Source organism: Nocardiopsis sp. EMB25, assembly GCF_026797795.1.
GTDB classification, from domain to species: Bacteria; Actinomycetota; Actinomycetes; order Streptosporangiales; family Streptosporangiaceae; genus Nocardiopsis; species Nocardiopsis lucentensis.
In genome coordinates this window covers 6,417,734-6,443,577 of record NZ_JAMTDN010000001.1, presented here as the reverse complement: position 1 = coordinate 6,443,577, position 25,844 = coordinate 6,417,734, and the positions used below count along the sequence as shown (strand labels likewise).

The window sequence follows — 25,844 nt, the reverse complement described above, 5'->3', positions numbered from 1 at the left end:
ACACGGACGCCCGGCCGGGGGCACTCCCCCTAGCCGGGCGTTCGGGAACCGGGCGCGAACTACTTGCGCTTGTTGATCTCCTCGGTCAGCGCCGGGGCGACCGTGTGCAGGTCGCCCACGACACCGAAGTCGGCGAGCTCGAAGATCGGCGCCTCGGGGTCCTTGTTGACCGCGACGATGTTCTTCGAGGTCTGCATACCGGCGCGGTGCTGGATGGCACCGGAGATGCCCAGCGCGATGTACAGGTTCGGGCTGACCGTCTTACCGGTCTGACCGACCTGGAACTGGTTCGGGTACCAGCCCGAGTCGACGGCGGCGCGGGAGGCGCCCACGGCGGCGCCGAGCGAGTCGGCCAGGCTCTCCACCACGGAGAAGTCGTCCGAACCCACACCGCGGCCACCGGAGACCACGATGGCGGCCTCGGTGAGCTCCGGGCGGGCGCCCTTCTCCTGCACGACGCGCTCGACGACCTTGGCGGTCTTGGCGGCGTCGGAGACGTCCACGGAGACCGCCTCCTCGGCGGCGGCGCCGGCGGCGGCCTCGGCCGGGACGGAGTTCGGGCGGACCGCGATCACGGGAACGCCGGTCCTCACGCGGGCGTGCGTGACCGTGGCGCCACCGAAGATGCTGTGCTCGGCCACCAGCTCCGCGTTGACGTCCACGACGTCGGTGAGGACGCCCGAACCCAGCTTCACGGCGGTCCGACCGGCGATCTCCTTGTTCTCGGCGGTGGCCGAGACCAGGATCGCGGCGGCGGACTTCTCCTGCGCCAGCTTGGCGAGCAGCTCGGCCTTGGGAGCGACGACGTAGTCGTTCAGCTCGGCCGGAGCCACGTACACCTTCTCGGCGCCGAACTCGGCCAGCGTGGCCTTGCCCGACTCGGCGCCGTCACCGACCCACACCGCCGCGGGCTCGCCGATGCGGCGGGCCGCGGTCAGCAGCTCGGTGGTGACCTTCTTGACCTGTCCGTCGACGTGGTCGACGAGGACGAGGACCTCAGCCATAATCCTTGAACCTTCCTGAGTCTCTCGCCTGACCTACACGAACTTCTTCTCGGCGAGGAAGTCGGCGATCTTCGCACCGCCGTCGCCCTCGTCCTTGACGATCGTGCCCGCGGCGCGCGGCGGCGCGGCGGCGAAGTCGACGGTCTCGGTGGTGGCGTTCGCCAGCCCGACCTTGCCGGTGTCGATACCCGCGTCGGCGGCCGACTTCTTGTCGACCGGCTTCTTCTTCGCCTGCATGATCAGCTTGAAGGACGGGTAGCGCGGCTCGTTGATCTTCTCGACCACGGAGACGACCGCCGGGAGCTGGGCCTCGACGACGTCGTAGCCGTAGTCGGTCTGACGCTGGATCTTGATGGCGCCGCCGTCGACGTCGACCTTGCCCGCGAGCGTGAGCTGCGGCAGGCCGAGGTACTCGGCGAGCGCGGCGCCGATGACGCCGGTGCGCGCGTCGGTGGACTCGGAGCCGAGGACGACCAGGTCGTACTCGATGGTGCCCAGGGCCTGCGCGAGCGCGTAGGCCGTCTGGAGCGCGTCCGAGCCGTGGATGGCGTCGTCGTTGACGAAGACGGCCTTGTCCGCGCCCATGGACAGGGCCTTGCGGATGGAGTCCGTGGCCTGGTCGGGGCCCATCGTCAGGATGGTGACCTCGCCGCCGTGCTTCTCCTTGAGCAGGAGCGCCTCTTCGATGGCGTACTCGTCGAGCTCGTTGATGACGCCGTCGGACGCTGCTCGGTCGAGCGTCTTGTCATCGGCGTTGAGCTTCCGTTCGGTCGCCGTGTCCGGGACCTGCTTGACCAAAACGACAATATTCATGGCCGGTGGCCGACCTCCCTGCACTCCATGATCCGCCGTGCGGCGGAGCGGACGCTGGCGCGCCCCGTACTGCCAACAATGCCGAATGCCGTTCGGTCATCCGACGGCGGGTCCGAAGTTCACGTCAACCCCGTCCCGCATGCTCCATACCCAGATGTTACTGGCTAGTAGCTTCACAACCAACCCGCGACCCCCGGATCAACTTAGGAATACCTCACCCGCTCGGGAGCGCGGAGCTCGGGGTCCCGGGAAACCACGGCCCCACCTGGCCCCACGAACCTGTGCGGCCAGGTTCCCCGTTCCTCCTCCACCACCATAGGCGGGCGCCCGCGCGCCGCCGTGACCGGCGTCCCGGCGACACCGCCCCGCCCCTACGACGGCGCCCTCCTCCCCGGCGGGGAGGAGGGCGTACCGGGGCGTGCTCGCTCCGAGGCTCAGTTACCGGAGAACCAGTCCGAGGGTCCGCCGAAGGGCGTCCAGTCCGGCGCGGCGGTCAGACCGATGGACAGGATGAGCATCATCAGCAGGACGATCGCGACGACCACGCCGATGTAGAGGTACAGGTTGGTGAACCGCGCGCGCTGGGCCAGCCACACCGCCTGGTGGCGGGTGGAACGGCCGCTCGGCATGATGTAGCCCAGCAGCACCATCACGAAGACCGCGAAGGCCCCGGTCCAGTTGGCCCCCTCGCCCCCGGTCTCCACGAACTGCGCGTACACCAGTCCGACCAGGATCCCGCCGATCAGGTAGATCAGACAGAACCCGAGGGTGCGCACCAGCATCCGCCCGAGCGCCCAGGGGAAGCTCAGCGCCACGACCATGGTGTCGGAGTCGCGGGGCCCCCGTGTCTGCAGGCGCCGCGCGTGCTCGGCCTTGACCACGTCCAGCGCCGACAGGACCGAGATCACCACCACGCCGAGGCCGAAGCCGAACCACGGGAACCACAGCGCGACCCCGGCCAGCGCCACCATGAGCGGGATGAGCGTCAGCGGGTGCATCCGCCACCCGGGGTGCTCGTAGTCGTCCTCGTACTCGTCGTCGTACTCGTCAGCCCCGCCGCGGAAGTAGTCGCCCAGGCGGTCGCTGCGGCCACTCCGGAAACGGCCCAGCAGACCGCCGCGCCCCTCCTCGTAGTCGCCGCCGTAGTCGTCCTCGTCGAACTCCTGCGTCTGGCGGTGGGAGCGCCCGTCGCGCTCGACCGGTGTCAGGATGTCCCCGAAGTCGCCCTTGCTCAGGGGCGTGTTGAAGAACTGCGTCTGCGGCGCGTCGTTCCCCGGCGCCTCATAGGTCGTCGTGCGGTGCTCGACCGGCCGCTGGTCCTGCGGGGGCATCATCATGGTCCCCTGCGGGTCCCCGGCCACCGGGTCGAGCATCTGCGTCCCCTGCGCGTCACCGTGGTCGGGCCGCTCGTCCGGCCGGATCCGCCGGGTCCCCTCCGGGTCGGCCGCCCCCTCGGAGCCGAACGGGTCGAGCCGCTGGGTCCCCTGGACCCCGCCGGAGGCGTGCGCGGCCTCCTCGTAGGAGTCACGGCCCGCCGAGGCCAGCCCGGACAGGTCGTCCGTGGCGTCCTCCCCGTCCCGGTGCCGGTCGTCCGCGTCGCCGCCGCGCCCGGGCTCGACGGGCTCCGTCCAGGAACCCTCGGTCGGCGGCTGCGTCGGGCCGCCGGCGGTGTGCGAGGGGCTCCACCCCCCGTCGCCCTGGGCGGCGCGGTGGGCGAGGTAGTCCGCGGCTCCCCCGGCCGCGGCACCCGCCGCACCGGCCGCGCCGCCCGAGCCCCCGGGGTCGTCCACGGGCGCGTTGTACACGGTGTGGTTACCGGTCAGACCGGTGGATCCGGTACCCGTGTCCTCGGTCCAGGGCAGGTCCAGGTTGAGCTGCCCGGCCCGCTCGACCAGCTCCGCCGCGCTGGGACGGCGGGCCATGTCGCGGGAGACGGCGGCGGTGACCAGCGGTCGCAGCGCCTCGTGAGTCCCGTCCATGTCGATCTCGCCGTTGAGGATGCGGAAGAAGATGACCTCGAAGGACCCCGCGCCGTAGGGCGGGCGTCCCGTACACGCGAAGGCGACCGTTCCGCCCCAGGCGTGGACGTCGGTGGCCGGCCCCAGGTCGGTTCCCTCGATGACCTCGGGCGACAGGTAGCTGGGCGTGCCGACGAAGGTGCCGGTCTGGGTCAACTTGGCGCCGTCGACCGCGTGTGCGATACCGAAGTCGATGACGATCGGCTCGCCGTTGGAGATGATCACGTTGCCGGGCTTGAGGTCCCGGTGGATCACGTCCACGGCGTGGATGTCCTTGATCGCCCGGGCGAGCCCGGTGACGAAGCGCGTCAGCGCCCGGCCGCGCAGCGGACCGTGGTCGGTGACCGTCGCGTCCAGCGTGGGGCCGGGGATGTACTCGGTGACGACCCACGGCAGCTCGGCCTGGGTGTCCGCGTCGATGACCTCCGCCACGTTGGGGCTTTGCACCCGGCGCATCGTCTCGACCTCGCGCGCGAGGCGGGCGCGGGCGATGTGGTCGCCCGCGACCTCGGGCTTGAGGACCTTCACCGCGACGAACTGCTCGGTCCGGGGGTCCTCGGCCTGGTACACCACGCCCATGCCGCCCTGCCCGATGCGGCGACGGATCACGTAGTGGCCGATGCGCTCCGGCAGCTCCTCACCCGTGGGGAAACCTGCCGACATTGCCATCGAGAACTCATCCCCTCAAAAGACCGCATTCCGCCTCGTCCAGCCTATCGGTCGGGGGGATGGGTCGTCGTTGGCTCGTGGACCCGTCCAGGGTCCGTGTGGTTTCTTCGCTACCGCCAGGGTGTGGGGGCTCCGGCGATCCGCCCCTCGGCCCGTCGTCGGAGGGGACCACCACGAGTATGACGGAAGATCGGCGCGATCGGTTCCCGTCCGATCCCTGGTCCCAGGCGGGGCGGCGGCACCGGACGCGCTCCGGTGCCGCCGCCCCCGCACCGGGTGCGCGGGTGCGTACGCGCCGTCAGCGCCCCGAGAACTCGGCCTTGCCCGGCCCCTGCTCGATGAAGCTGCGCATACCGGTCTTCTGGTCCTCGGTCGCGAACAGCCCGGCGAAGTGCAGGCGCTCGATCTCCAGACCGCTGTCCAGGTCGGTCTCCAGACCCCGGTCGACGGTCTCCTTGGCGGCGGCCAGCGCCACCGCCGGGCCCTCGCCGAACCTGGCGACCTTCGCCACGGCCGCGGAGTAGACCTCCTCGTCCGCGACGACCTCGTCCACCAGCCCGATCTCCAGGGCCTCCCCGGCCGGCACGTGGCGGCCGGTGAAGATGAGGTCCTTGGCCTTGGCCGGGCCGATCAGGCGCGGCAGGCGCTGGGTGCCGCCCGCCCCCGGGATGACGCCGAGGGTGATCTCGGGCAGGCCCAGCTTCGCCTTGGTCCCGGCGACCCGGAAGTCGGCGGCCAGCGCGAGCTCACAGCCGCCGCCGAGCGCGTAACCGCTCACGGCCGCCACGACCGGCTTGGGGATGCGGGCCACGGCCGTCAGGGCGTTCTGGAGGCCGCGCGAGTACTCCAGCATCTGGGCGTGGGTGAGATGCGCCATCTCCTTGATGTCGGCACCGGCCACGAACGCGCGCTCCCCGCCGTAGAGCACCACGGAGCGCACGGCGGCGTCCGTCGACACCTCGGCCGCCGCCTCCGTGATCTCCCTGGTCACCTGTGCGTTCAGCGCGTTGAGCGCCTTGGGCCGGTCCACCCGGATCACGGCGACCGCGGGGTGCTCCTTGTCGGTCTCCACGCGCACGAACTCGCCCACGGGTTCCACCTCATTCGTTCGACGACAGTGTCTTCGGACTAGCAGTTACTTGGACTACCTATCACCCGGGTCAGGCGAAGAGCAGCACCAGGGTCCCCAGACTCCCGGAGACCGTGTAGGCCGCCACGAGCAACGCGACCGCGGCCACCAGCAGCGCCGTGTCCGCGCGGCGCCAGTGGCTGGTCCGGGCCCAGGAACGGGGACCGGTGCCGAACGCACGCGCGTCCATGGCGGTGGCCAGCAGCGTCCCGGTGCGGATCGAGCGCACCAGCAGCGCGAACAACCGCCCGAAGAACAGCGGGACCACCCGGAGCGGGTTGCGCCCGGCCTCCAACCCGCGCGCCCGCCGCGCGAGGGTGATGGTGCGCCACTGGTGGGCGAGCAGCGGGATGAGCCGCAGAGCCGCCAGCACGCCCATCGCGGGCCGCTCCGGCAGGCGCAGCTTCTGGACGAGTCCGTCCGACATCTCGGTGGGGTCGCTGCTGACGGCGGCCAGCAGCCCCGGCAGGGCGATCGCCAGCAGCCGGACGGCGGCGCCCACCGCCCCCTCCAGTCCGTGCTCGCCGTACAGGTAGTTGACCAGCCCGCTGGACAGGCCCATGAGGAGGAAGGGGCCGCCCAGGACGAGGAGCGTCCTGCGGTCGATCCCGCTGAAGGGCACCGACAGCAGCACGGCGGCCAGCACCACGCCTCCGGTGACCGCGTCCACCGCGGGCACCAGCCCCAGAGCGAGGATCAGGGCGGCCAGGAGTTTGGCCGCCGGGTTGAGCCCCGTCATCCAGTACCGGGCGCCGCCCCCTTCGGGCACGTCCAGGGTCATCGCGTCGCCGCCCCCGTCGCCCGGGGGGCGCGCCTCCCGTCCGGAGCTCACGCGCTCCCCCCTTCCTCCCGGTCGGTGCCGCTCCGTGACCCGGACTCGGCCCGCGCTCCTCCGTCGGACACGCGCACGCGCGTGTCGGTCAGGTGCCGCAGCAGCAGTTCGTCGTGGGTGGCCATGACCACGGCCCGCCCCTCGGTTCGCAGGACCCCCAACAGCTCCACCAGCTCCGTCCACGTCCGGGTGTCCTGGCCGAAGGTCGGTTCGTCCAGGGCCAGGACGTCCGGGGCGTGCGCGGGCCCGGAACTGAGCGCGGTGGCCACCGACAGGCGGCGCTTCTCACCTCCGGAGAGCGTGTAGGGGTGCACGTCGGCGAGCCTGGTCAGGCGCAGCCGTTCCAGCAGCTCGTCGACCCACGCGTCGGCCGCGCCCCGCTCCATGCCCGCCCGCAGCGGAGCGAACAGCAGCTCCTCGCGGACCGTGGGCGTGACGAACTGGTCCTCGGCGTGCTGGAAGACCGTACCCACGTGCCGGGCCAGGCGGCGGGCGGGCCAGCGCCGCAGCGGGCGCCGGTCGGCCTCGGCCAACGGCCCGCGCGGGAGCACCTCGCCGCGGTACGGCCTGCCCAGTCCCGCGAGCATCATCAGCAGAGTCGACTTGCCCGCCCCGTTGGGCCCGGTCAACGCGGTGGCGGTCCCGGCCGCCACGGGCAGATCGACCCCCGACAGCACCGTGCGCGGCGACGCCGACCGCGCCCCCAACTCGACGGGGGTGCGCGCGGCGACGCCGACCGCCTCCAGGAGGGGGGAGCCCCCGGCCCCCGGGGACACGTCCGGTTCGGGTTCGCGCCCGGGGATCCACACACCCTGGGCGGCCAGGGAACGGCCGTGCTCGGCGAAGACCGCTCCGGGCGCGCCGTCCGCGATCACCCCGCCGCCCGGTTCCAGGACGACGACCCGGTCCACCAGGTCCACGACGTCGGCCACCCGGTGCTCGACCAGGACGAGCGTCGCCTCGGTCTCGGCCAGGAGCCGCTGGAGGACACCGCGGACCAGTGCGGCGCCGTCGGGGTCGAGGTTGGCGGTGGGCTCGTCCAGGAGCAGCAGACGCGGGCGCACGGCCAGGGCCCCGGCGATGACCAGGCGCTGCTTCTCGCCTCCGGACAGGGCGCCGGTCGAGTGGCGGCGCCCGTACGGGAAGCCGACCTCGGCGAGGGCGCCGTCGACGCGCGGCCAGATCAGGCCGGGCTCCGTGCCGAGGTTCTCCAGGCCGAAGGCGACGTCGTCCCCGGCCCGCGCCATCACCAGCTGGGTCTCGGGGTCCTGGCTGACCAGTCCGACCAGGCCGCGACGCCGGTCGGCGGGCTCACCGTCCACCAGGAGGGCGCCCTCCTGGTCGCCGCTGATGGCACTGTCGGGTCCGGTCAGCCCGGCGAGGGAGTGCAGCAGGGTCGACTTGCCCGCGCCGGAGGCGCCGAGCAGGAGGACGCGTTCACCGGGTTCGATGGTCAGGTCGACACCGCGCAGGGCGTGGGTGTCGCGTCCGGAGTGCTGCCAGCCCCAGCCGGAGAGCTCGACGCGCGCGCCGGGCCCTCCGCCGGGGCGGAGGCGCTCACCCATCCCGGTCAGCCCTTGGCCGACGGGAAGGGGGCCAGCGCGCCGGTCCTGGCGAGCGCGGTGGTGATCAGTCGGGCGCCGACACCGGCGATGACGGCGGCGCTGACGATGACGATGGCGCCGTAGGCGAGCTTGAACTCGATCGGCCAGGCGACGTTGTAGGTGATGTTGTCGCGGATGGCGGGGGAGATCCCGGCGACGGCGGCGGCGAGCACGGCCACGCCCATGCCCCAACGGCGGTAGCCGAAGGCCAGGAAGACCAGTTCGGGCAGGATGCCCTGGAGGGCGCCGTCGAGGATGACCATGATCCCCCACTGGGTGCCCAGCACGGCCGAGACGGAGGCCGCGGCGATCGAGGTGAGGAGGGCGGCGCCGGGCCTGCGGATGATGAGGCCGCCCAGGACGCCGGAGATCAGCCACATGCCGTAGACGACCGCCTGCCCGGGCGGGAAGCCCACGAACAGCGGGGTCGTGACCGTCCACACGATGTTCCACAGCCAGAAGACGACGCCGATCGCGACGCCGATGACGGCCGCGACCACGATGTCGACCGTCCGCCAGCCGCGGATCCCGCCGACGATGTTCTCCTTGTACCCGGTCGCGCCGGTGTCGGTGCTCATTCCTGTCCCTTCGTCGGGTGACGAGGGGCATGCGGCCAAGAGCGTCCCGGTGGTCGTGCGGCGCGCACCGTCAGACGTAGCCGGTGCGCGGGAGACACGCCACCGGTGACGGTTCCTACGACTTCCTTCGCTGGCACTACCCAGATCAGGTGTGTAAGGGTCTGCGGCGACGGTGCCGCACTCTCAGCGCTCATGCGCTCCCCTGTCGGTTATGCACCATTATGCGGCACATACTGCCTGGTAGTGACACGCACCACCCCGCGCGTACCGCCGGCCCTCCCGCACCGGGGAGCACCCGCCGCGTCAGGTGAACGCCCCGACCCCCGGTCGCCACCGCGTTCCCGCGTCCTCGGGCACCCGTGCCGCGCCCGGTGCGCCACGTGTCCGGGAACACCGCGGGCACGGACCTCACAGCCGTCCCAGGCCTCAACCGCCCGCGGATCCCCCGCTCCCCGTGTCGCCCTCGGCTTCCCCGGCACCACCGAGACCACCGGCGTCCTCCGGGGCGTCCTCGTCTCCCGCTTCGGTGGCGTCCCCGGTGCCACCCTGACCGTCCTCGGACGTCTCGGCTCCCCCGGCGTCTCCCGTTTCCCCGCTGTCCTCGGCGTCCTCGCCCTCCCCAGTGCCCTCCGAGGGATCAGCACCACCAGCACCCTCCTGGAACTCAGCGCCACCAGTGCCCTCCGGGATGTCAGCGTTTCCAACGCTCTCCGAGGGATCAGCACCACCAGCACTTTCCGGGGGCTCAGCGTTTCCAACGCTCTCCTGGGGCTCAGCGCCACCAGCGCTCCCCTGGAGATCAGCATCCCCGGGAGCCCTGCCATCGTCGGCGACCTCGCTCCCCTCGGCGGGCCCCGCACCACCGTCGCCCCCGTCGTCGGACGACTCGGCGTCCGGGTCACCGAACGCCTCGGGCGGGCCCGCGAACCCCTCCGCCGGGAGCGACGCCGTGGCCCCGCTCATCGTGTCCCGCCAGATCGGCCCGGGCACGGTCCCGCCGTAGACGATCCCGTAGTACCGGCCCCCGATGGTCACGTTCTGGAGCGGGTGGCGCTCACCGCCCCGCACGTCGCCGACCGCCACCGCCGCGGCCAGGTTCGGCGTGTACCCGGCGAACCACGCGTAGGCGGCCTCGTCGGTCGTCCCCGTCTTGCCCGCCGCCGGGCGCCCGATACCGAGACCGCTCGCGGTCCCCCCGTTGAACGGCTCCTGGAGGAGGTGGTTCACCCCGTCGGCCACCCGCTGGTCGACCGCGCGCTCGCACTCGGCCTCGACCGGGATCTCCTCGTCGTCCCCCGTACCCGGCCGGTCGATGACCACGGTGTCGACCGGCACCGGAACGCAGTGCACGCCCCGGGCGGCGAACGTGGCGTAGGCGGCGGCCAGGGTCAGCGGGGAGACCTCCTGGTCCCCCAGGGTGAACGAGCTCCACACTCCGAGCGGCTGGCCGTCGGCGCGGTGGACGCCCGCCCGCTCCGCCATCGTCGCCGTCTCGCACAGACCCACCCGGCGTTGGAGCTGCGCGAAGTAGGTGTTCACCGACCCCCGGGTCGCGGTGACCATGGTGTGCGTGCCTGAGCTGCTCTCCCCCGCGTTGCGCACACTCCACGGTTCCATCCGGCCGCCGTCACAGTTCCTCAGGCCAGTGATCGTCTTATTTCCGGGCGACCGAAAACTGGTCCCATAGTCCAGCCCTGCGTCGAGCGCGGCGGCGAGGGTGAACGTCTTGAACGTCGACCCCGCCTGGTATCCGGTGGTCCCGCCGTCGCGGCGGTCGACCGCGAGGTTGATGGCGGTCGTCCCCGGATCGTTCTCGTCGAAGCCGTACCGCAGGTTCTGGGCGAGCGCGCGCACCCGTCCGGTGCCGGGTTCGACGAGCGCCTGGGCGGCGAAGCGCGTCGAACCGTCGTCCGGCACGTGCCGGACGACCGCCTCCCCCGCCGCCTCCTGCATGTCCGCGTCCAGAGTGGTCCGGACGGTCAGCCCGCCCTGACGCAGCACCCGCAGGCGTTCCTCCTCGGTGTCGCCCAGGACGTCCGTGCGCCGCAGCCAGCGCATGACGTAGTCGCAGAAGAACGGGTACTCGCTGTGGTAGCAGCTCCCGCCACGCGGCGTCGGGTCCAGTCCGAGGTCCTCGGCCGCGTACCGGTCGGCCTCCTCCCGGCTCAGCGAACCCACGGCCGCCATCCGTCCCAGGACGAGGTCGCGCCGGCCCCGGGCGGCCTCGGGGTTGGTCAGCGGATCGTAGTAGGAGGGTGCCCGCACCAACCCGACCAGCAGTGCGGCCTGCGCCGGGTCGAGGTCGGCGGCGGGCACGGAGAAGTACCGCAGCGCGCCCATCTCGATCCCGTGCGCGCCCGCGCCGAAGTAGGCGAGGTTGAGGTAGCCCTCCAGGATCTCGTCCTTGGTCAGCCGCCGCTCCAGGCCGACCGCGTACCGGAGCTCGACCAGCTTGCGCGCGAGGCTGCGCTCGCTCGCCCGCGCGGCTTCCTCCTCGCTCTCCGCCGTCTCGATGAGCAGGTTCTTCACGTACTGCTGCGTGATGGTGGAGCCGCCCTGCGTGTGGCCCATGGCGGTGAGCGCGGCCGCGCGCAGGACACCGCGCGGGTCGAAGCCGTGGTGCTCGTGGAAACGGTCGTCCTCGACCGCCAGCAGCGCCGCGGGGACCCACGGGCTGATCTCGTCGAGGGGGACCACCTCGCGTTCGCGTTCGGCGATCTCGGCGAACGGCCGACCGTCGGTGTCGGTGAGCACGACCCGCTCCGACAGGCGGGGCACCTCCAGTTCGTCGGGCATCGCCATGAAGAGTGTGGCGGTGTCGCGGCTGACGACCCCCGCCGCCCCGACCCATGGCAGGAGCAGCGCCGCCACCAACAGACCGGCCAGCACCGCGACCCCGGCCAGCCGCGCGAGGGCACGCGTTCCCCCGAGGCTTGGTGCTCCCCTCCGGATCGACCCCGTCACGTCGCCCCCTCACACCGTGTGGCGCCCGCCCCGCTCGGCGGGTGACGGGCACTGCGCCGACCACCCTCCCAAGGGGCGGGCAAAGGGAGGACCGGCATACCGGGCGTGCCTCCGAAAAGATTCCCCAATCTATGGCAAAGCCCTCAGATCGACCATTAACGACACCTCACCGCAAAGCCCCAAAACACCCCGGAAGCGCACACGGAAAAGGCTCGACATCAAGAGAAATCACACGACGGGAGACCCCGGAACCCTGCCGAGCCGAATCCGATGTGCACGTTTTCAGGGGGACGCGCCGGACTCCTGGGGATGTCCGGAATGCAGCCCAGCGAACCAGGGACGCATTCGATCATCCCTACCCAGCGCGACACGGAGCGCAACACGACCGTGGAGTTTTCCGACTTTTCTCCAGAGAACCGCGCGAACTACCCACGGATGCCCCTGCATCGACTGTTGACCTATGCACCGTTTGCGAAGTTTACCCAGGTGAAACCCGCCAAATACCAGGCATGAGGTCGCCCGACCAGTGTGATGAGGATCACATAAATTATCCGGCCCCGACACTCCGCCAAACCCCACAGGAGGGCAGACGATAGACAGCGGAGGGCACCGAAGCCGCAATCCGGACAGTTTTGCCCGGCCTCTTCGTTAACCCTGCCTTTCTTCGTATTAACTGCACGTTATTTCCATCCGTGACCCAGCCGCCCACAGCCCACAACGCCCGAACCACGACAATTACGGTGTAGCCAGTGATCGGACGCCTGCCCATACTTGACATCTCTCCAGACAACGATCTCGGACCCGTGAAAGCCGTTCCCGACGAACGCTTCACCGTGGGCGCGACGATCATCCGCGAGGGCCACGACTCACTCGCCGCGGGCGTCGTCCTGTACTCGCCCGAGGGCCGCCGCGAGGCGCTCGTTCCCATGCGCGAACACGCCCCCGGCACCGACCGCCACGAGGCCGAGATCAGCCTGCCCGGCGAGGGCGCCTGGGCCTTCTCCGTCGAGGCGTGGACCGACCCCTTCACGACCTGGCACCGGACCGCCCGGATCAAGCTCCCCCTGGGACAGGACAGCGACCTCGTGTTGGAGGAGGGCGCGCGCCTCCTCTCCCGGGCCGGCCGCCGCGTCCCCCGCAAACCCACGCTGACCAGGGCCGCGAAGATCCTGCGCGACACCGCGCTCCCTCCCCTGGAACGCTTCGCCGCCGTGACCCCCGAGATCCTCGCCTGGATGGCCGACCACCCCATCCGCGAACTCGTCACCCGTTCCAAGCGCACCCGGGTCGTCGTGCACCGCGAACGCGCGCTCTTCGGCTCCTGGTACGAGTTCTTCCCCAGGTCCGAGGGCGCACAGGTCGACACCGCCCCCGGCCACGAACGCTCCGGCAGCTTCGCCAGCGCCGCCAAGCGGCTGCCCGCGATCGCCGACATGGGCTTCGACGTGGTCTACCTCCCGCCGATCCACCCGGTGGGCGCCACCCACCGCAAAGGCGCGAACAACTCCCTGAGCGCGGCGCCCGGCGAGCCCGGTTCGGTCTGGGCCATCGGTTCGGCCGACGGCGGCCACGACGCCGTCCATCCGGACCTGGGCACCCTCGACGACTTCGACGCGTTCGTCGCGGAGGCGGCCGAGCACGGCATGGAGATCGCCCTGGACCTGGCGTTGCAGTGCTCGCCCGACCACCCGTGGGTCGCCGAGCACCCCGAGTGGTTCACCCACCGCGCCGACGGCTCCATCGCCCACGCCGAGAACCCGCCCAAGAAGTACCAGGACATCTACCCGCTCTGCTTCGACACCGACCCCGACGGCCTGTACACCGAGATCCTGCGGGTCGTACGGCACTGGATCGGCCACGGCGTGCGCATCTTCCGGGTCGACAACCCGCACACGAAGCCGGTCGCCTTCTGGGAGCGCCTGCTCGCGGACGTCGCCCGGGAGCACCCCGACGTCCTCTTCCTGGCCGAGGCCTTCACCCGCCCGGCCATGCTCCGGACCCTGGCCAAGGTGGGCTTCCACCAGTCCTACACCTACTTCACCTGGCGCAACGGCAAAGAGGAGGTCCAGGACTACCTCACCGAACTCAGCCAGGAGACCGCCCACTACCTGCGCCCCAACCTCTTCGCCAACACGCCCGACATCCTGCACGCCTACCTCCAGCACGGCGGGCGGCCCGCCTTCGCCGTCCGCGCGGTCCTGGCGTCACTGCTCTCACCGACCTGGGGGATCTACTCCGGGTTCGAACTGTGCGAGAACGTGCCCGCCGCGCCCGGCAGCGAGGAGTACCTGGATTCGGAGAAGTACCAGTACCGCCCCCGTGACTGGGCCGCCGCGGAGGCCTCCGGCACCACCCTGACCGGGCTGATCACCACGCTCAACCGTCTCCGCCGCGAGCACCCGGCGCTGCGCGAACTGCGCAACCTGCGCTTCCACCACGTCGACCGCCCCGAACTGCTCTGCTTCTCCAAGCACCGCCCCGGTGAGCGCCCCGGAGACCCCGACGACCTGGTCATCACGGTCGTCAACCTCGACCCGCACCACACCCGCGAGGCGACGGTGCACCTGGATCTGCCGTCCATCGGCCGCACCTGGGAGGAGGAACTCACGGTGACCGACGCGCTGTCCGGACGCACCCACACCTGGGGCGCGGACAACTACGTCCGCCTCGACCCGGCGATCGCCCCCGCGCACGTCTTCACCACCACCGGCAGATAGCGGCCCCGGACGCAGGGGGGTCGGCCGCCGCGCCGGCCCCCGGTCCGGAACGCCCGTTGATCCGATGTCGAACCTTTCTTGGTGGGGAGCAGTTGATGAGCACAGACGATTCCGGACCCGGCGGCGACGCCCAGCACGGTCCGCTCGCCCCAGCCACCGGGGCCGCCACCGGCCCGCTCATGTCCTCCGGCGGTACCAGTGACCCCCACTGGTACAAACACGCCGTCTTCTACGAGGTACTCGCCCGCGGCTTCTTCGACTCCAACGGCGACGGCACCGGCGATCTCGCCGGACTGGTACAGAAGCTGGACTACCTCCAGTGGCTCGGCATCGACTGCGTCTGGCTGCTGCCGATGTACCAGTCACCGCTGCGCGACGGCGGATACGACATCTCGGACTACTTCACGATCCTCCCGGAGTTCGGCCGGACCGCCGACTTCGTGGAGCTCCTCGACGAGGCGCACCGGCGCGGCATCCGCGTCATCACCGACCTGGTCATGAACCACACCAGCGACCAGCACCCGTGGTTCCAGGCCTCCCGTACCGACCCCGACGGACCCTACGGCGACTTCTACGTGTGGTCGGACACCGACGACCGCTACGACGAGGCGCGCATCATCTTCGTCGACACCGAGACGTCCAACTGGACCTACGACGAGGTCCGCGGCCAGTACTACTGGCACCGGTTCTTCTCCCACCAGCCCGACCTCAACTTCGAGAACCCGGCCGTCCAGGAGGCGATCCTGGAGGTCCTGCGCTACTGGCTCGACCTGGGCATCGACGGCTTCCGCCTGGACGCGGTGCCCTACCTGTACGAACGCGAGGGCACCAACTGCGAGAACCTCAAGGAGACCCACGAGTTCCTCAAGCGGGTACGCGCCGAGGTGGACCGCCTCTACCCCGACCGCGTGCTGCTGAGCGAGGCCAACCAGTGGCCGTCCGACGTCGTCGACTACTTCGGCGACTTCGAGTCCGGCGGCGACGAGTGCCACATGAACTTCCACTTCCCGCTCATGCCGCGGATGTTCATGGCGGTGCGCCAGGAGCAGCGCTTCCCGATCTCGGAGATCCTCGCCCAGACCCCGCCGATCCCGCGCGACTGCCAGTGGGCGATCTTCCTGCGCAACCACGACGAGCTGACCCTGGAGATGGTCACCGACGAGGAACGCGACTACATGTACTCCGAGTACGCCAAGGAACCCCGCATGCGCGCCAACGTGGGGATCCGCAGGCGGCTCGCCCCGCTGCTGGACAACGACCGCGACCAGATCGAACTGTTCACCGCGCTGCTGCTCTCGCTGCCCGGCTCCCCGGTGCTGTACTACGGCGATGAGATCGGTATGGGTGACAACATCTGGCTCGGCGACCGCGACGCGGTACGCACGCCCATGCAGTGGAGCTCGGACCGCAACGCCGGGTTCTCCCGGGGCGACCCCGCCCGGCTCTACCTGCCGCTGATCATGGACCCGGTCTACGGGTACCAGGCGCTCAACGTGGAGTCCCAGCGCGACAACCCGGGTTCGTTGCTGCACTGGACCCGCCGGATGATCCAGATCCGCAAACGCCACCCCGTGTTCGGAACCGGGGCGTTCACCGAGCTCAACGCCACCAACCCGAGCGTCCTGGCGTTCATCCGCGAGCACGGCGATGACCGCATGCTGTGCGTCAACAACCTCTCCCGGTTCCCGCAGCCGGTGGAGCTGGACCTGGCCCGGTACGCCGGGGTCGGTCCCGTGGAGTGCGTCGGCGGCGTGCGGTTCCCGGAGATCGGCGAACTCCCGTACCTGCTCACCCTGCCCGGACACGGTTTCTACTGGTTCCAGCTGCCCGCCGAGACCTCGTCGGAGGCGAACGGGGGCGATCACGACGGCGTGCCGTCCTACGGCCTGCCCGCGGCCGGAATCCGGGTTCGGGCCACCGACGGCGTTCCGACCGGGCGCACGGGCACCGACCGGGCCCGCGCGGCGGAGCGCCACACCACAGTCACCACGACGCCCAGCACTCCGACGGGTCGTGCCTCCGCATCCCACGAGGGCCCGGCCGACGCTCCCGCGTGGGCCACCGCCCCCGCACCGGGTTCCCCGAAACCGGTGGTGGAGCGCTCTGACCGGGGTGGCGGCGGGAAGGGAAACAGGCCGAGCTGACATGTCGAAACTCGAAGAACTCCTGGCCGCCTGGCTGCCCCGACAACGTTGGTTCTCCGGCAAGGGCGTTCCCATCCACGACCTGCGTGTCACGGGCAGGCACACCCTGGTGCCCGCTCGCGGTGACGGGCCCGGCCTGGACATCGTCGTCGTCGAGGCCGAACAACGCGGCCGCCGTTCCCGATACCAGATGCTGCTGGGGTCACGGTCGCCCCGCTCCCTCCCCGGGGAGCTGGCCGCCGAGACCATCGGCGTGTGCCGTGTGGGAGGCGGCCGTCCGCGCGCGGTCTACGACGCCTCGCACGACGGTGAGCTGACCGCCGCCCTACTCGAACGGTTCGCCGCCCCGACCGGGCCCGGGGACACCAGCGGGGTCCGGTTCCGGACCCTTCCCGGGGCCCCGATCCGAGTCGGCTCGCACGGCCGGGTCCTCACCGGCGAGCAGTCCAACACGTCCCTGGTCTTCGGGGAGGACTACGTCCTGAAGACCTTCCGCAGGCTCTGGCCGGGGCGCAACCCGGACCTGGAGCTGACCATGGCGCTGACCGGCTCACCGTGCGTCGCGCGTACGTGCGGGTGGATCGAGGCGGACCTGCCCGGGTACCAGGAGCCCACCACCCTGGCGATGCTCCAGTCCTACGTCCCGCAGGCCACGGACGGCTGGGTTCTGGCCACCAGGAGCGTCCGGGCGCTGATGGACGGGGCCCGAACCGACGGTGAGGACGCGTTCACCGCGGAGGCCGAGCGGTTGGGCCGGACCACGGCCGAGGTGCACGGCTCCCTGGCACGGGCTCTGCCCACGGACGTGCTGTCCCCGAACGCGGCGGCCGAACTCGCCGAGGCGATGGTCGAGCGCCTGGCCATGGCCAGCGAAGAGGTACCGGAGCTGGCGGAGTACGCGCCCCGGGTGATGGCGGCCTACACCGAGTTCGCCCAGTTGGGTGAGCCGCTGCCGATCCAGCGCATCCACGGCGACTACCACCTGGGACAGGTGATCCGCACGGCGTCCGAATGGGTGCTGCTCGACTTCGAGGGCGAGCCGACGGTGCCCGTGAGGGAGCGGCAGAGGCTGACCAGTCCCCTACGGGACGTGGCCGGGATGCTCCGCTCCTTCGACTACGCCGCCGGCTACCTGCTGGTCCGGCACCCGGACGACCCCGGACTGGAGTGGGCGGCCCGCTCCTGGGCCCGGAACAACAGGGCCGCGTTCTGCGCGGGGTACGCCGACACGGGCGGCCTCGACCCGGACCAGTACCTCACGACACTGCGGGCCTTCGAGTTCGACAAGGCCGTGTACGAAGTGCTGTACGAGGCGCGGAACCGACCCGACTGGCTGCGGGTACCGCTCGACTCCATCGCCGCGGCCGTCTCCACCGCCACGGCGGCCGCGGCGCCACCCGTGCCCGGCTGATCCGGGCCCCGGCCCGTTCGGGATCGCACCGAGGGGGCCGCGCCCGCACGGTGACCGGCCGTCATCCCGCGCGCCGGGGTGGCGGCCCCGTGCGGTGCCACTCATCCGACCGACCACCACGACCACGACGGAGCCGTCTTGACCACGTCCCGCAGGGAACCGCGTCCGCGCACCCGACCGACCACCGCCGCCTCGGCCGCGCCCCGCCGACGCCCCACGACCGCCCGTCGGGCACGTACCGCGACGCCCGACCCGGAGCTCCTGGCGGCCCTGGACCGGGTGGTGGACGGACACCACCACGACCCGCACTCCCTGCTGGGGGTGCACACCACGGGCCGGACCACGGTCGTACGGGCTCTGCGCCCGGGCGCGCTGGAAGTGCACGCCGTCCTGTCCGACGGCACCCGGGTCGCCCTCGACCACCTGCACCGGGGCGTGTTCGCGGGACGGGTGACGAAAACCGCTCTGGGTTCCCCGGCCGACTACCGGATCGCCGCCCGCTACGAGACCGACGGCCCCGAACACGTGACCGCCGACCCCTACCGCTTCACCCCCACCCTGGGCGACCTCGACCTCCACCTGATCGGCGAGGGACGGCACGAGGAGTTGTGGCGCGCGTTGGGCGCCCACGTCCGCACGATCGACACCCCCATGGGCGAAGTGCCCGGCACCGGGTTCGCGGTGTGGGCCCCGGACGCGCGCGGGGTCCGCCTGACCGGGGACGTCAACCATTGGAACGGTGTCGGTCACCCCATGCGGAGTCTGGGGGCCAGCGGCGTCTGGGAGCTGTTCGTGCCCGGGATGGGCGACGGAGACCTGTACAAGTTCCAGGTGCTGGGGGCCGACGGGCACTGGCGGGACAAGGCCGATCCGATGGCGCGCCGGACCGAGCTGCCGCCGTCGACGGCGTCGATCGTGACCGCCTCCGCCCACGAGTGGGGCGACCAGACGTGGATGGCCGAACGCAAGGGCGTGGAGCCGCACCGCGCTCCGATGAGCGTGTACGAGGTGCACCTGGGGTCGTGGCGGCCGGGTCTGGGCTATGTCGAACTGGCGGAGCAACTGGTCGAGTACGTCACCGAACTGGGCTTCACGCATGTGGAGTTCATGCCGGTCGCCGGGTACCCGTTCGACGGGTCCTGGGGGTACCAGGTGACCTCCTACTACGCGCCCACGCCGCGCTTCGGGTCACCGGACGAGTTCCGGTACCTGGTGGACGCGCTGCACCGGGCCGGGGTGGGCGTGCTGTTGGACTGGGTCCCCGCGCACTTCCCCAGGGACGAGTGGGCGCTGGTGCGGTTCGACGGCAGCGCGCTGTACGAGCACCCGGACCCGCGCCGGGGGGAGCACCCCGACTGGGGGACGCTGATCTTCAACTACGGGCGCACGGAGGTGCGCAACTTCCTCATCGCCAACGCCCTGTACTGGTTGGAGGAGTTCCACGTCGACGGACTGCGGGTGGACGCTGTGGCGTCGATGATCTACCTGGACTACTCACGCGACTCCGGCCAGTGGGAGCCCAACGTGTTCGGCGGGAGGGAGAACCTGGAGGCGATCGACTTCCTCAAGGAGCTGAACACGACCGTCTACCGCCGCAACCCGGGCGCGATGATGATCGCGGAGGAGTCGACGGCCTACCCGGGCGTGACCCGGCCGGTGGACCACGGGGGGCTCGGCTTCGGACTCAAGTGGAACATGGGGTGGATGCACGACACCCTGGAGTACGTCAAGAAGGAACCGGTCCACCGGCAGTACCACCACGACGAGGTCACGTTCTCGATGGTGTACGCCTACAGCGAGAACTACGTGCTCCCGCTGTCGCACGACGAGGTCGTACACGGCAAGCAGTCCCTGCTCAACAAGGTTCCGGGAGACGAGTGGCAGCGGACGGCGACCGTGCGCGCGCTGCTGGGGTACATGTGGTCGCACCCGGGCAAGCAGCTGCTGTTCATGGGCGGGGAGCTCGCCCAGGGGGACGAGTGGTCGCACGAGTCCGGGGTGCCGTGGTGGCTGCTCCAGTTCGACCACCACGCGGGGGTGCAGCGGTTGGTCAGGGCGCTCAACGACGCCTACCGGCCGCGGTCGGCCCTGTGGTCGCTGGACACCGATCCGGCGGGGTTCCGGTGGCTGGACGGCGGTGACCGCGAGGGAAACACGCTGTCGTACCTGCGGTACGGCGAGGACGGGTCGGTGCTGGCCTGCGCGGTGAACTTCTCGCCGGTGCCCCGCCCGGGATGGCGGGCGGGTCTGCCGGTCGAAGGACGGTGGAACTGCGTGCTCAACTCCGACGATCCGAGGTTCGGTGGTTCCGGGTACCCCGCTGCGACCCACGTCACCGCCGAGGAGCGGGAGTGGCACGGCCAGCCGTTCTCGGCGGAGGTGACGCTGCCGCCACTCGGCGCGGTGTGGTTCGAGCCCCAGCGGTAACCGGGGCGGCCCGTCGGTCGGCGCCGGGGGCGAGGGGTGCCCCCGGCGCCGGAACCGTGCGGGGAGGGGCGCCCCGACACCACCCGTCACGGTCGAGTCCAACGAAGACAGGGAGCCCATGCGTGAACGAGCGGTCCCACTCGCGGTCACGGTCCTGAGCGGCCTCCTCGTGGGCTTCCTGTCCGCGACCAGCAACAGGGTCGCGCCCGACGGCCTGGTCGACCACACGGTGTGGAGCGCGACCGCCCAGTACGCGGGCGGGGTGGCCAACAGCCTGGTGGCCTGGTTCTGGGTTCCGTTCGCGCTCGGTCGGCTGGAGTCCGTCTCAGTCGGCCGGGCGAACACGTGGGGAGCGGTCTTCATGGCGACCGCGTTCGTCACCCACGACGTGCACACATGGCTGCACGCGGACGTGGCGTCCGGTGTCGGGCCCGCACCGCCGATGGCCAGTGCGACGCTGTGGCTGACGCTCGCCATCGCGGTGGCCGGCGGCGTGATCGCCGGTACCACCGGTTTCCTGTCCCGGCGCCGGCCGGTCACAGCGCTGGTGCTGGCCCTGGTGGTCGTGGCGGAACTGGCACGGCGCCCCCTCGAGTCGTGGCGAAGCGGTATCTCGGCGGCCGAGAACACGACCTTCGTCCTCCTCGCCTGCGCGGTCGTCGTCGGCCTGGCCGCACGGTCCCGGGCGAAGGCCGCGAGCCGCTAGCTGGGACGACACCGCACCCGTGGGCCGTTGGCCCGATGTGGCCATGGGGAAAATGGACACCGATGTTGGCACCCAATACCATTCCCATAGTGAACGTATGACGACATTAAGTAACTTGCGTCGTTCTCTGGCTACTCGTGGGAGGCTGATGTGCCCTTCGTGATCCTGGGTCCCCTCGGCTATGAGGACCCCGACACATGGATCAAGATCCCCCAGGGCAATTCAGCCGTCGTCCTCGCAGTGCTGTTGGTCAACGCCGGACGGGTCGTCCCGGTCGACACCCTCGTGGACGAGGTGTGGGGCGAGATGCCCGTGGGCACGGCACGCAAACAGATCCAGATCCTGGTGAGCGGGCTCCGACGGCGTCTGTCCAAACTCGGTGACGTCATCGAGACCGCCGACACCGGGTACACGGTGCGGGTCGAGTCCGTGGACGTGGACGCCTGGACGTTCGAACGACGTCTGGCGGAGGCACGCGCCGCCGCCGGTCGCGGGGAACCCCACCTGGCGGCCAGTCTCTACCGCCAGGCGGACCGGCTGTGGCGCGGCCCCCACGCGCTGGCGGACGTGCGGACCGGCACCCTGGAGGCCGAGGCCCTCCGCCTCAGCGGCCTGCGCGACACCGCGGTCATGGAACGCGTCGACGTCGAGTTGGAGCTCGGCTGGCACGACGCGCTCGCGGTGGAGCTCAGCCCCCTCGTCCGGGAGGATCCCCTCAACGAACGTCTGCGCGGCCAACTCATGCTCGCCCTCCACCGCTCCGGTCGGCGCGCCGAGGCCATCGACGTCTACCACGACGGCCTCAAGACCTTCGAGGACGTCCTCGGTCACCCCCTGGGCCCCGACCTTCGGCGACTCCACCAGCGCATCACCCGACACGACGCGGAGCCCGGCCGCCCGGGCTCCCGCCCCCGGCACGTGCCGCGGGTGCTGCCCAGCGGGGCGTGCCGCCTCATCGGGCGCGGGGCGGAGCTGGACGCGATCCGGCACGCGCTCACCCCCGACGCCTCCGACGCGGTCCAGGCCGTGTGCGTCACCGGACGTCCCGGCGTCGGCAAGACCGCCCTGGCCGTGGCCGCCGCGCACGAGCTCGCCCCCGCCTACCCCGGCGGCACGCTGTACGCCGACCTGGGCGGGGATCCGCCCCCCGCCTCCGTCCTCTCCTGTTTCCTCCGCTCCCTCGACGTCCCCGAGGACGACGTCCCCCGCGAGCCCCACCGACTGGTCGAGTCCTTCCAACGGGCCACGGCCGACCGCCGGGTCCTCATCGTCCTCGACGGTGTCCCGTCCGCCGATCGGGTGGAACCGCTGCTCCCGTCCGGTCCGGGCAACGGCATGATCATCACCAGCCGCGTCGCCCTGGCGGAACTCTCGGGTGCCGTCCGCCTCCCCCTGGGGGCGCTGTCCCCGTCCGACTCCCACTCCTTACTCGCCGAGAGCATCGGCACCCGGCGGGTGGAGGCCGAACCCGAGGAGGCCGAAGCCCTCGCCCACCTGTGCGAGGGACTGCCGCTCGCTCTCCGGACCGTCGGAGCCCGGCTCGCCGCCGCCGGCCACCGGCCCCTGCGGTGGCTGCGCGACCGGCTCGCGGACGAGCGGAACCTGCTGGACGAGCTCCGGTTCGGCGCGCTCTCGGTACGCGCGTCCTTGCAATCCGCCCTCACCCCGACCACGGACACCGAGGCGGGTGTCCTACGCGCGGTCTCGACCCTGGGTCCCCGGGGTTTCGGTGCGGAGGAGGTGGCCGAACTGGCCGGGATGCCCCTCCGGGAGACCGAGGACCTGCTCGACCACCTCACGTCACTCCACCTGCTCGACACCGACGACGGCGCGACCTTCCGCTGTCCCCGCCTGCTCCTGACGCTCCTGAACGAGGACCGCCGGGCGGAGGGAGCCACCGCCCGGGGCGGCGCTTCGCGAGCGGGGTGGACGCCCTCGACGGACGCCTGCTGCACAGCCCCCACGTGAAGCATCCCGCCCGCGCCCGGTTCGGACCTCCACTCCGCCTCGGCCCGGGTTCGGGCGGCCGCAGGACTAAGCGTCGCCCTTGCGCCAGGAGGTCAGGCGGTCCACGGCCTCGTCCAGCACCTCGTCCCGCTTGCAGAACGCGAACCGCAGCAGGTGCGAGCCCTCCTCCTCGTGGTCGTAGAAGACCTGAGCGGGCACCGCCGCCACCCCGGCCTCACGTGGCAGGGCCCGGGCCACGGTCAGCCCGTCGCCGTGGCCCAGAGGCCTGATGTCGGCCATGAGGAAGTACGTGCCCTCGCACGGATACACGTCGAACCCGGCTCTGACCAGACCCGCGGCCAGCCGGTCGCGTTTGGCCTGGAGGGAGGCGCGCTGGGACTCGATCCAGGCCCCTTCGTGGTCGATGGCGTCGGCGATCGCCAGTTGGAGCGCGCCGTTGGCGGAGAAGGTCAGGAACTGGTTCACCGTGCGCACGGCGCGCACCAGCGGCTCCGGACCCATGACCCAGCCGGTCTTCCACGCGGTGACGGCGAACATCTTGCCCACCGAGGACACCGACAGGGTTCGCTCGCGCATCCCCGGCAGGGTCGCCAGGGGCACGTGCGGCAGCCCGTCGAAGGTGAGGAACTCGTACACCTCGTCGGTGAGGGCGAGCAGGTCGTGCTCACGGCACACCTGGGCGATCGTCTCGAGCTCCTCCGCCGTGAACACCGTCCCCGTCGGGTTGTGCGGTGTGTTCACGATGATCACGCGGGTGCGCGGGCCCACCGCGGCGCGTAGTTCGTCGGGGTCGAAGGTGAACGCGCCCCGCTCAGGGTCCGGCCGCAGGGCCACCGGTCGGCGCACACCCCCGGCCAGGGAGATCATCGCGGCGTAGGAGTCGTACATCGGCTCGAAGACGACCACCTCGTCGCCCCGCTCCACCAGTGCGAGCAGTGACGCGGCGATCCCGGCGGTGGCTCCGACGGTCACGTAGACCTCGGAGTCGGGGTCGAGTTCGATGCCGTAGTGGCGAGCGCGGTACCGGCTCACCGCCCGGCGCAGCTCGGGGCGGCCGGGGCCCGGCGGGTACTGGTTCACCCCGTCCAGGATGTGCCCGGTGGCCGCTTCCAGGAGGGAGCGCGGCCCGTCGGTGTCGGGGAACCCCTGGCCGAGGTTGACGGATTCGGTCTCGACGGCCAGGCGGGTCATCTCCGCGAAGACGGTCTCGCCGTAGGAGCGCATGCGATCGATCAACGGTTCATCCACGCAACGAGCGTATCCGCCCCGGCGCGGCCAGCGCCGCCCCTGGGGGGCGCCACCGGCGGCCGGGGCCCGGCCCGGACGCGGCGCCCCCGTCAGAGCAGCAGGCTCAGCACCACCCACACCACGGGCCCCGCGATGAGCAGGGAGTCCAGGCGGTCCATCAGTCCGCCGTGCCCCGGCATGAAGCTGCCCATGTCCTTGACGCCGAGGTCGCGCTTGAAGAGCGACTCGATGAGGTCGCCCACCGTGGCCGCGAGCACGACCGCCAGCCCCAACAGCACACCGACCCACCAGGGCCCGTCCAGCATCAGGACGACGCACAGGGCACCGGCCAGCGCGCAACCGACGACCGAGCCGCCGAAGCCCTCCCACGTCTTGTTCGGGCTGATCACCGGTGCCATCTTGTGCCGACCGAGCAGGATCCCGGCGAAGTACCCGCCGATGTCACTGGAGATGGTCACCACGATGAACGTCACCAGGCGGAGCTGCCCGTCCTCCGGGTGGGAGATGAGCAGCTGCCACGTGCCGAGCAGGAACGGCAGGTAGACCAGGGTGAACAGGTTCGCCGACACGTCGGCGACGAACCCCTCCGCGCCGCCGCGCAGCCGCCACACGAGCAGGGCGATGGCGGTGAGCGCCGTCGCCCCGGCCAACCAGTCGGCGCCGCCGAAGTACGCGCAGACCTGCATGGCCACGCCGCCGACGGCCATCGGCGCCACGGCCAGGGTCATGCCCTTCCCGGCGAACGCCCGGTTGACCTCGCGCAGACCGATCAGCACCCCGAGCGAGGTGATGATCGTGAACAGCTGGGGCAGGGGGAAGATCGAGAAGAAGACGAGTGCGCCCAGGACGCACCCGCTCGCGATGGCCACCGGGAGGTTGCGACCGGTCTTCACCGGCTCACCTCCCGGCTTGTGCAGCACGAAGCGCTGCCCGGCGGCCTCATCGGCGGGCGATCCCTCGTCGGGTCTGTGCTCCGGCGAGAGGTCGTCGCCTCCGGAGCCGCTGGAAGGAGTGGTCACCACTAAACCTCGAGCAGTTCCGCTTCCTTGTGCTTGAGCAGCTCGTCGATCGACGCGACGTACGTGTGGGAGAGCTTGTCCAGTTCGGCCTGGGCGCGGTGCGCCTCGTCCTCACCGAGCTCGCCCGCCTTGACGCCCTTCTCGAACGCGTCCTTGGCGTGCCGGCGGATGTTGCGGATCGAGACCTTGCTGTCCTCGGCCTTGGTCCGAGCCACCTTCACGTACTCCTTGCGGCGCTCCTCGGACAGGTCCGGGAACACCACGCGGATGACCTGACCGTCGTCGGACGGGTTCACGCCCAGGTCGCTGTTGCGGATGGCGTTGATGATCTCGGTCCGCGCGTTGACGTCGAACGGCGAGATGACCACCATGCGCGGTTCGGGAACCGAGAACGAGGCCAGCTGGTTGATCGGCGTCCTGGCACCGTAGTACTCCACGGTGATCTTGTTGAAGGTCGCGGGCGTGGGACGACCCGTGCGGATCGTGGAGAAGTCCTCCTTGGCGACCGCGACGGCCTTCTCCATCTTCTCCTCGGCCTCGAGGAGGGTCTCTTCGATCATTGTCAGCGCTCCCGGAATCGACTCTGGTGTTCG

18 protein-coding genes and 1 riboswitch are annotated in these 25,844 nt (G+C 71.1%); of the genes, 7 read left to right on the top strand and 11 right to left on the bottom strand.

What is annotated here, in order from left to right:
* Positions 1-59: 59 nt before the first annotated feature.
* The 8 genes from KIK06_RS28675 to KIK06_RS28640 all read right to left on the bottom strand — a co-directional run bounded on the left by KIK06_RS28675 (position 60) and on the right by KIK06_RS28640 (position 11,611).
* On the bottom strand, positions 60-1,004 hold the full coding sequence (locus KIK06_RS28675) for an electron transfer flavoprotein subunit alpha/FixB family protein (protein ID WP_017598250.1): 945 nt from the start codon (positions 1,002-1,004) through the stop codon (positions 60-62).
* Positions 1,005-1,037: 33 nt separating this feature from the next.
* On the bottom strand, positions 1,038-1,817 hold the full coding sequence (locus KIK06_RS28670; RefSeq protein WP_193789749.1) for an electron transfer flavoprotein subunit beta/FixA family protein: 780 nt from the start codon (positions 1,815-1,817) through the stop codon (positions 1,038-1,040).
* Between the two features lie 434 nt (positions 1,818-2,251).
* Positions 2,252-4,504: a protein kinase domain-containing protein gene (locus KIK06_RS28665; protein WP_268645768.1), complete on the bottom strand. Its 2,253-nt coding sequence runs from the start codon at positions 4,502-4,504 to the stop codon at positions 2,252-2,254.
* Positions 4,505-4,802: 298 nt separating this feature from the next.
* Positions 4,803-5,603 carry an enoyl-CoA hydratase/isomerase family protein gene (locus KIK06_RS28660; RefSeq protein WP_268645767.1) on the bottom strand — a complete coding sequence of 267 codons (801 nt, stop codon included), beginning with the start codon at positions 5,601-5,603 and terminating at the stop codon, positions 4,803-4,805.
* 61 nt (positions 5,604-5,664) lie between these two features.
* Entirely contained in the window at positions 5,665-6,414 is a 750-nt protein-coding gene (locus KIK06_RS28655) for an energy-coupling factor transporter transmembrane component T family protein (protein ID WP_268646250.1), read from the bottom strand.
* Between the two features lie 47 nt (positions 6,415-6,461).
* Positions 6,462-8,030 (bottom strand): ABC transporter ATP-binding protein, encoded by a 1,569-nt coding sequence (locus tag KIK06_RS28650; protein ID WP_268645766.1) that lies wholly within the window; start codon positions 8,028-8,030, stop codon positions 6,462-6,464.
* A 5-nt stretch (positions 8,031-8,035) separates the two neighbouring features.
* Entirely contained in the window at positions 8,036-8,647 is a 612-nt protein-coding gene (locus KIK06_RS28645) for an ECF transporter S component (protein ID WP_017598244.1), read from the bottom strand.
* Positions 8,648-8,752: 105 nt separating this feature from the next.
* Positions 8,753-8,861, bottom strand: a riboswitch (TPP riboswitch).
* Positions 8,862-9,073: 212 nt separating this feature from the next.
* The gene (locus tag KIK06_RS28640) at positions 9,074-11,611 is read right to left on the bottom strand and encodes a transglycosylase domain-containing protein (protein ID WP_268645765.1); all 2,538 of its coding nucleotides are present in this window, start codon (positions 11,609-11,611) and stop codon (positions 9,074-9,076) included.
* Positions 11,612-11,929: 318 nt separating this feature from the next.
* On the opposite strand from KIK06_RS28640, the gene KIK06_RS28635 reads away from it, so the two are divergent.
* The 7 genes from KIK06_RS28635 (at position 11,930) to KIK06_RS28605 (ending at position 22,984) form a co-directional block, all read left to right on the top strand.
* Positions 11,930-12,124, top strand: a complete 195-nt coding sequence (locus tag KIK06_RS28635) for a hypothetical protein (RefSeq protein WP_268645764.1) — start codon at positions 11,930-11,932, stop codon at positions 12,122-12,124.
* Between the two features lie 236 nt (positions 12,125-12,360).
* Positions 12,361-14,328, top strand: coding sequence for an alpha-1,4-glucan--maltose-1-phosphate maltosyltransferase (locus KIK06_RS28630; RefSeq protein ID WP_268645763.1), 1,968 nt, complete (start codon positions 12,361-12,363; stop codon positions 14,326-14,328).
* A 95-nt stretch (positions 14,329-14,423) separates the two neighbouring features.
* The gene (gene treS, locus KIK06_RS28625) at positions 14,424-16,472 is read left to right on the top strand and encodes a maltose alpha-D-glucosyltransferase (RefSeq protein WP_268645762.1); all 2,049 of its coding nucleotides are present in this window, start codon (positions 14,424-14,426) and stop codon (positions 16,470-16,472) included.
* Position 16,473: 1 nt separating this feature from the next.
* Positions 16,474-17,883 carry a maltokinase N-terminal cap-like domain-containing protein gene (locus KIK06_RS28620; protein ID WP_268645761.1) on the top strand — a complete coding sequence of 470 codons (1,410 nt, stop codon included), beginning with the start codon at positions 16,474-16,476 and terminating at the stop codon, positions 17,881-17,883.
* A 279-nt stretch (positions 17,884-18,162) separates the two neighbouring features.
* On the top strand, positions 18,163-20,310 hold the full coding sequence (gene glgB / locus KIK06_RS28615) for a 1,4-alpha-glucan branching protein GlgB (RefSeq protein ID WP_442789837.1): 2,148 nt from the start codon (positions 18,163-18,165) through the stop codon (positions 20,308-20,310).
* Positions 20,311-20,428: 118 nt separating this feature from the next.
* On the top strand, positions 20,429-21,016 hold the full coding sequence (locus KIK06_RS28610; protein WP_268645760.1) for a hypothetical protein: 588 nt from the start codon (positions 20,429-20,431) through the stop codon (positions 21,014-21,016).
* A 150-nt stretch (positions 21,017-21,166) separates the two neighbouring features.
* Positions 21,167-22,984 carry an AfsR/SARP family transcriptional regulator gene (locus KIK06_RS28605; RefSeq protein WP_268645759.1) on the top strand — a complete coding sequence of 606 codons (1,818 nt, stop codon included), beginning with the start codon at positions 21,167-21,169 and terminating at the stop codon, positions 22,982-22,984.
* A gap of 66 nt (positions 22,985-23,050) precedes the next feature.
* Here KIK06_RS28605 and KIK06_RS28600 read toward each other — a convergent pair whose 3' ends face one another.
* From KIK06_RS28600 to frr, 3 genes are all read right to left on the bottom strand, one after another.
* The gene (locus tag KIK06_RS28600; protein ID WP_442789810.1) at positions 23,051-24,232 is read right to left on the bottom strand and encodes a pyridoxal phosphate-dependent aminotransferase; all 1,182 of its coding nucleotides are present in this window, start codon (positions 24,230-24,232) and stop codon (positions 23,051-23,053) included.
* An 89-nt stretch (positions 24,233-24,321) separates the two neighbouring features.
* On the bottom strand, positions 24,322-25,251 hold the full coding sequence (locus KIK06_RS28595) for a phosphatidate cytidylyltransferase (protein WP_268645758.1): 930 nt from the start codon (positions 25,249-25,251) through the stop codon (positions 24,322-24,324).
* Positions 25,252-25,253: 2 nt separating this feature from the next.
* Entirely contained in the window at positions 25,254-25,811 is a 558-nt protein-coding gene (frr, locus tag KIK06_RS28590) for a ribosome recycling factor (protein WP_017598232.1), read from the bottom strand.
* Positions 25,812-25,844 lie beyond the last annotated feature (33 nt).

Excerpts from the sequence above, each read along its gene's own strand:
- KIK06_RS28675 (WP_017598250.1), bottom strand. The coding sequence starts at position 1,004 with ATGGCTGAGGTCCTCGTCCTCGTCGACCACGTCGACGGACAGGTCAAG.
- KIK06_RS28670 (WP_193789749.1), bottom strand. The coding sequence starts at position 1,817 with ATGAATATTGTCGTTTTGGTCAAGCAGGTCCCGGACACGGCGACCGAA.
- KIK06_RS28665 (WP_268645768.1), bottom strand. The coding sequence starts at position 4,504 with ATGGCAATGTCGGCAGGTTTCCCCACGGGTGAGGAGCTGCCGGAGCGC.
- KIK06_RS28655 (WP_268646250.1), bottom strand. The coding sequence starts at position 6,414 with ATGACCCTGGACGTGCCCGAAGGGGGCGGCGCCCGGTACTGGATGACG.
- KIK06_RS28650 (WP_268645766.1), bottom strand. The coding sequence starts at position 8,030 with ATGGGTGAGCGCCTCCGCCCCGGCGGAGGGCCCGGCGCGCGCGTCGAG.
- KIK06_RS28645 (WP_017598244.1), bottom strand. The coding sequence starts at position 8,647 with ATGAGCACCGACACCGGCGCGACCGGGTACAAGGAGAACATCGTCGGC.
- KIK06_RS28635 (WP_268645764.1), top strand. The coding sequence starts at position 11,930 with ATGCAGCCCAGCGAACCAGGGACGCATTCGATCATCCCTACCCAGCGC.
- treS (WP_268645762.1), top strand. The coding sequence starts at position 14,424 with ATGAGCACAGACGATTCCGGACCCGGCGGCGACGCCCAGCACGGTCCG.
- KIK06_RS28620 (WP_268645761.1), top strand. The coding sequence starts at position 16,474 with ATGTCGAAACTCGAAGAACTCCTGGCCGCCTGGCTGCCCCGACAACGT.
- KIK06_RS28610 (WP_268645760.1), top strand. The coding sequence starts at position 20,429 with ATGCGTGAACGAGCGGTCCCACTCGCGGTCACGGTCCTGAGCGGCCTC.
- frr (WP_017598232.1), bottom strand. The coding sequence starts at position 25,811 with ATGATCGAAGAGACCCTCCTCGAGGCCGAGGAGAAGATGGAGAAGGCC.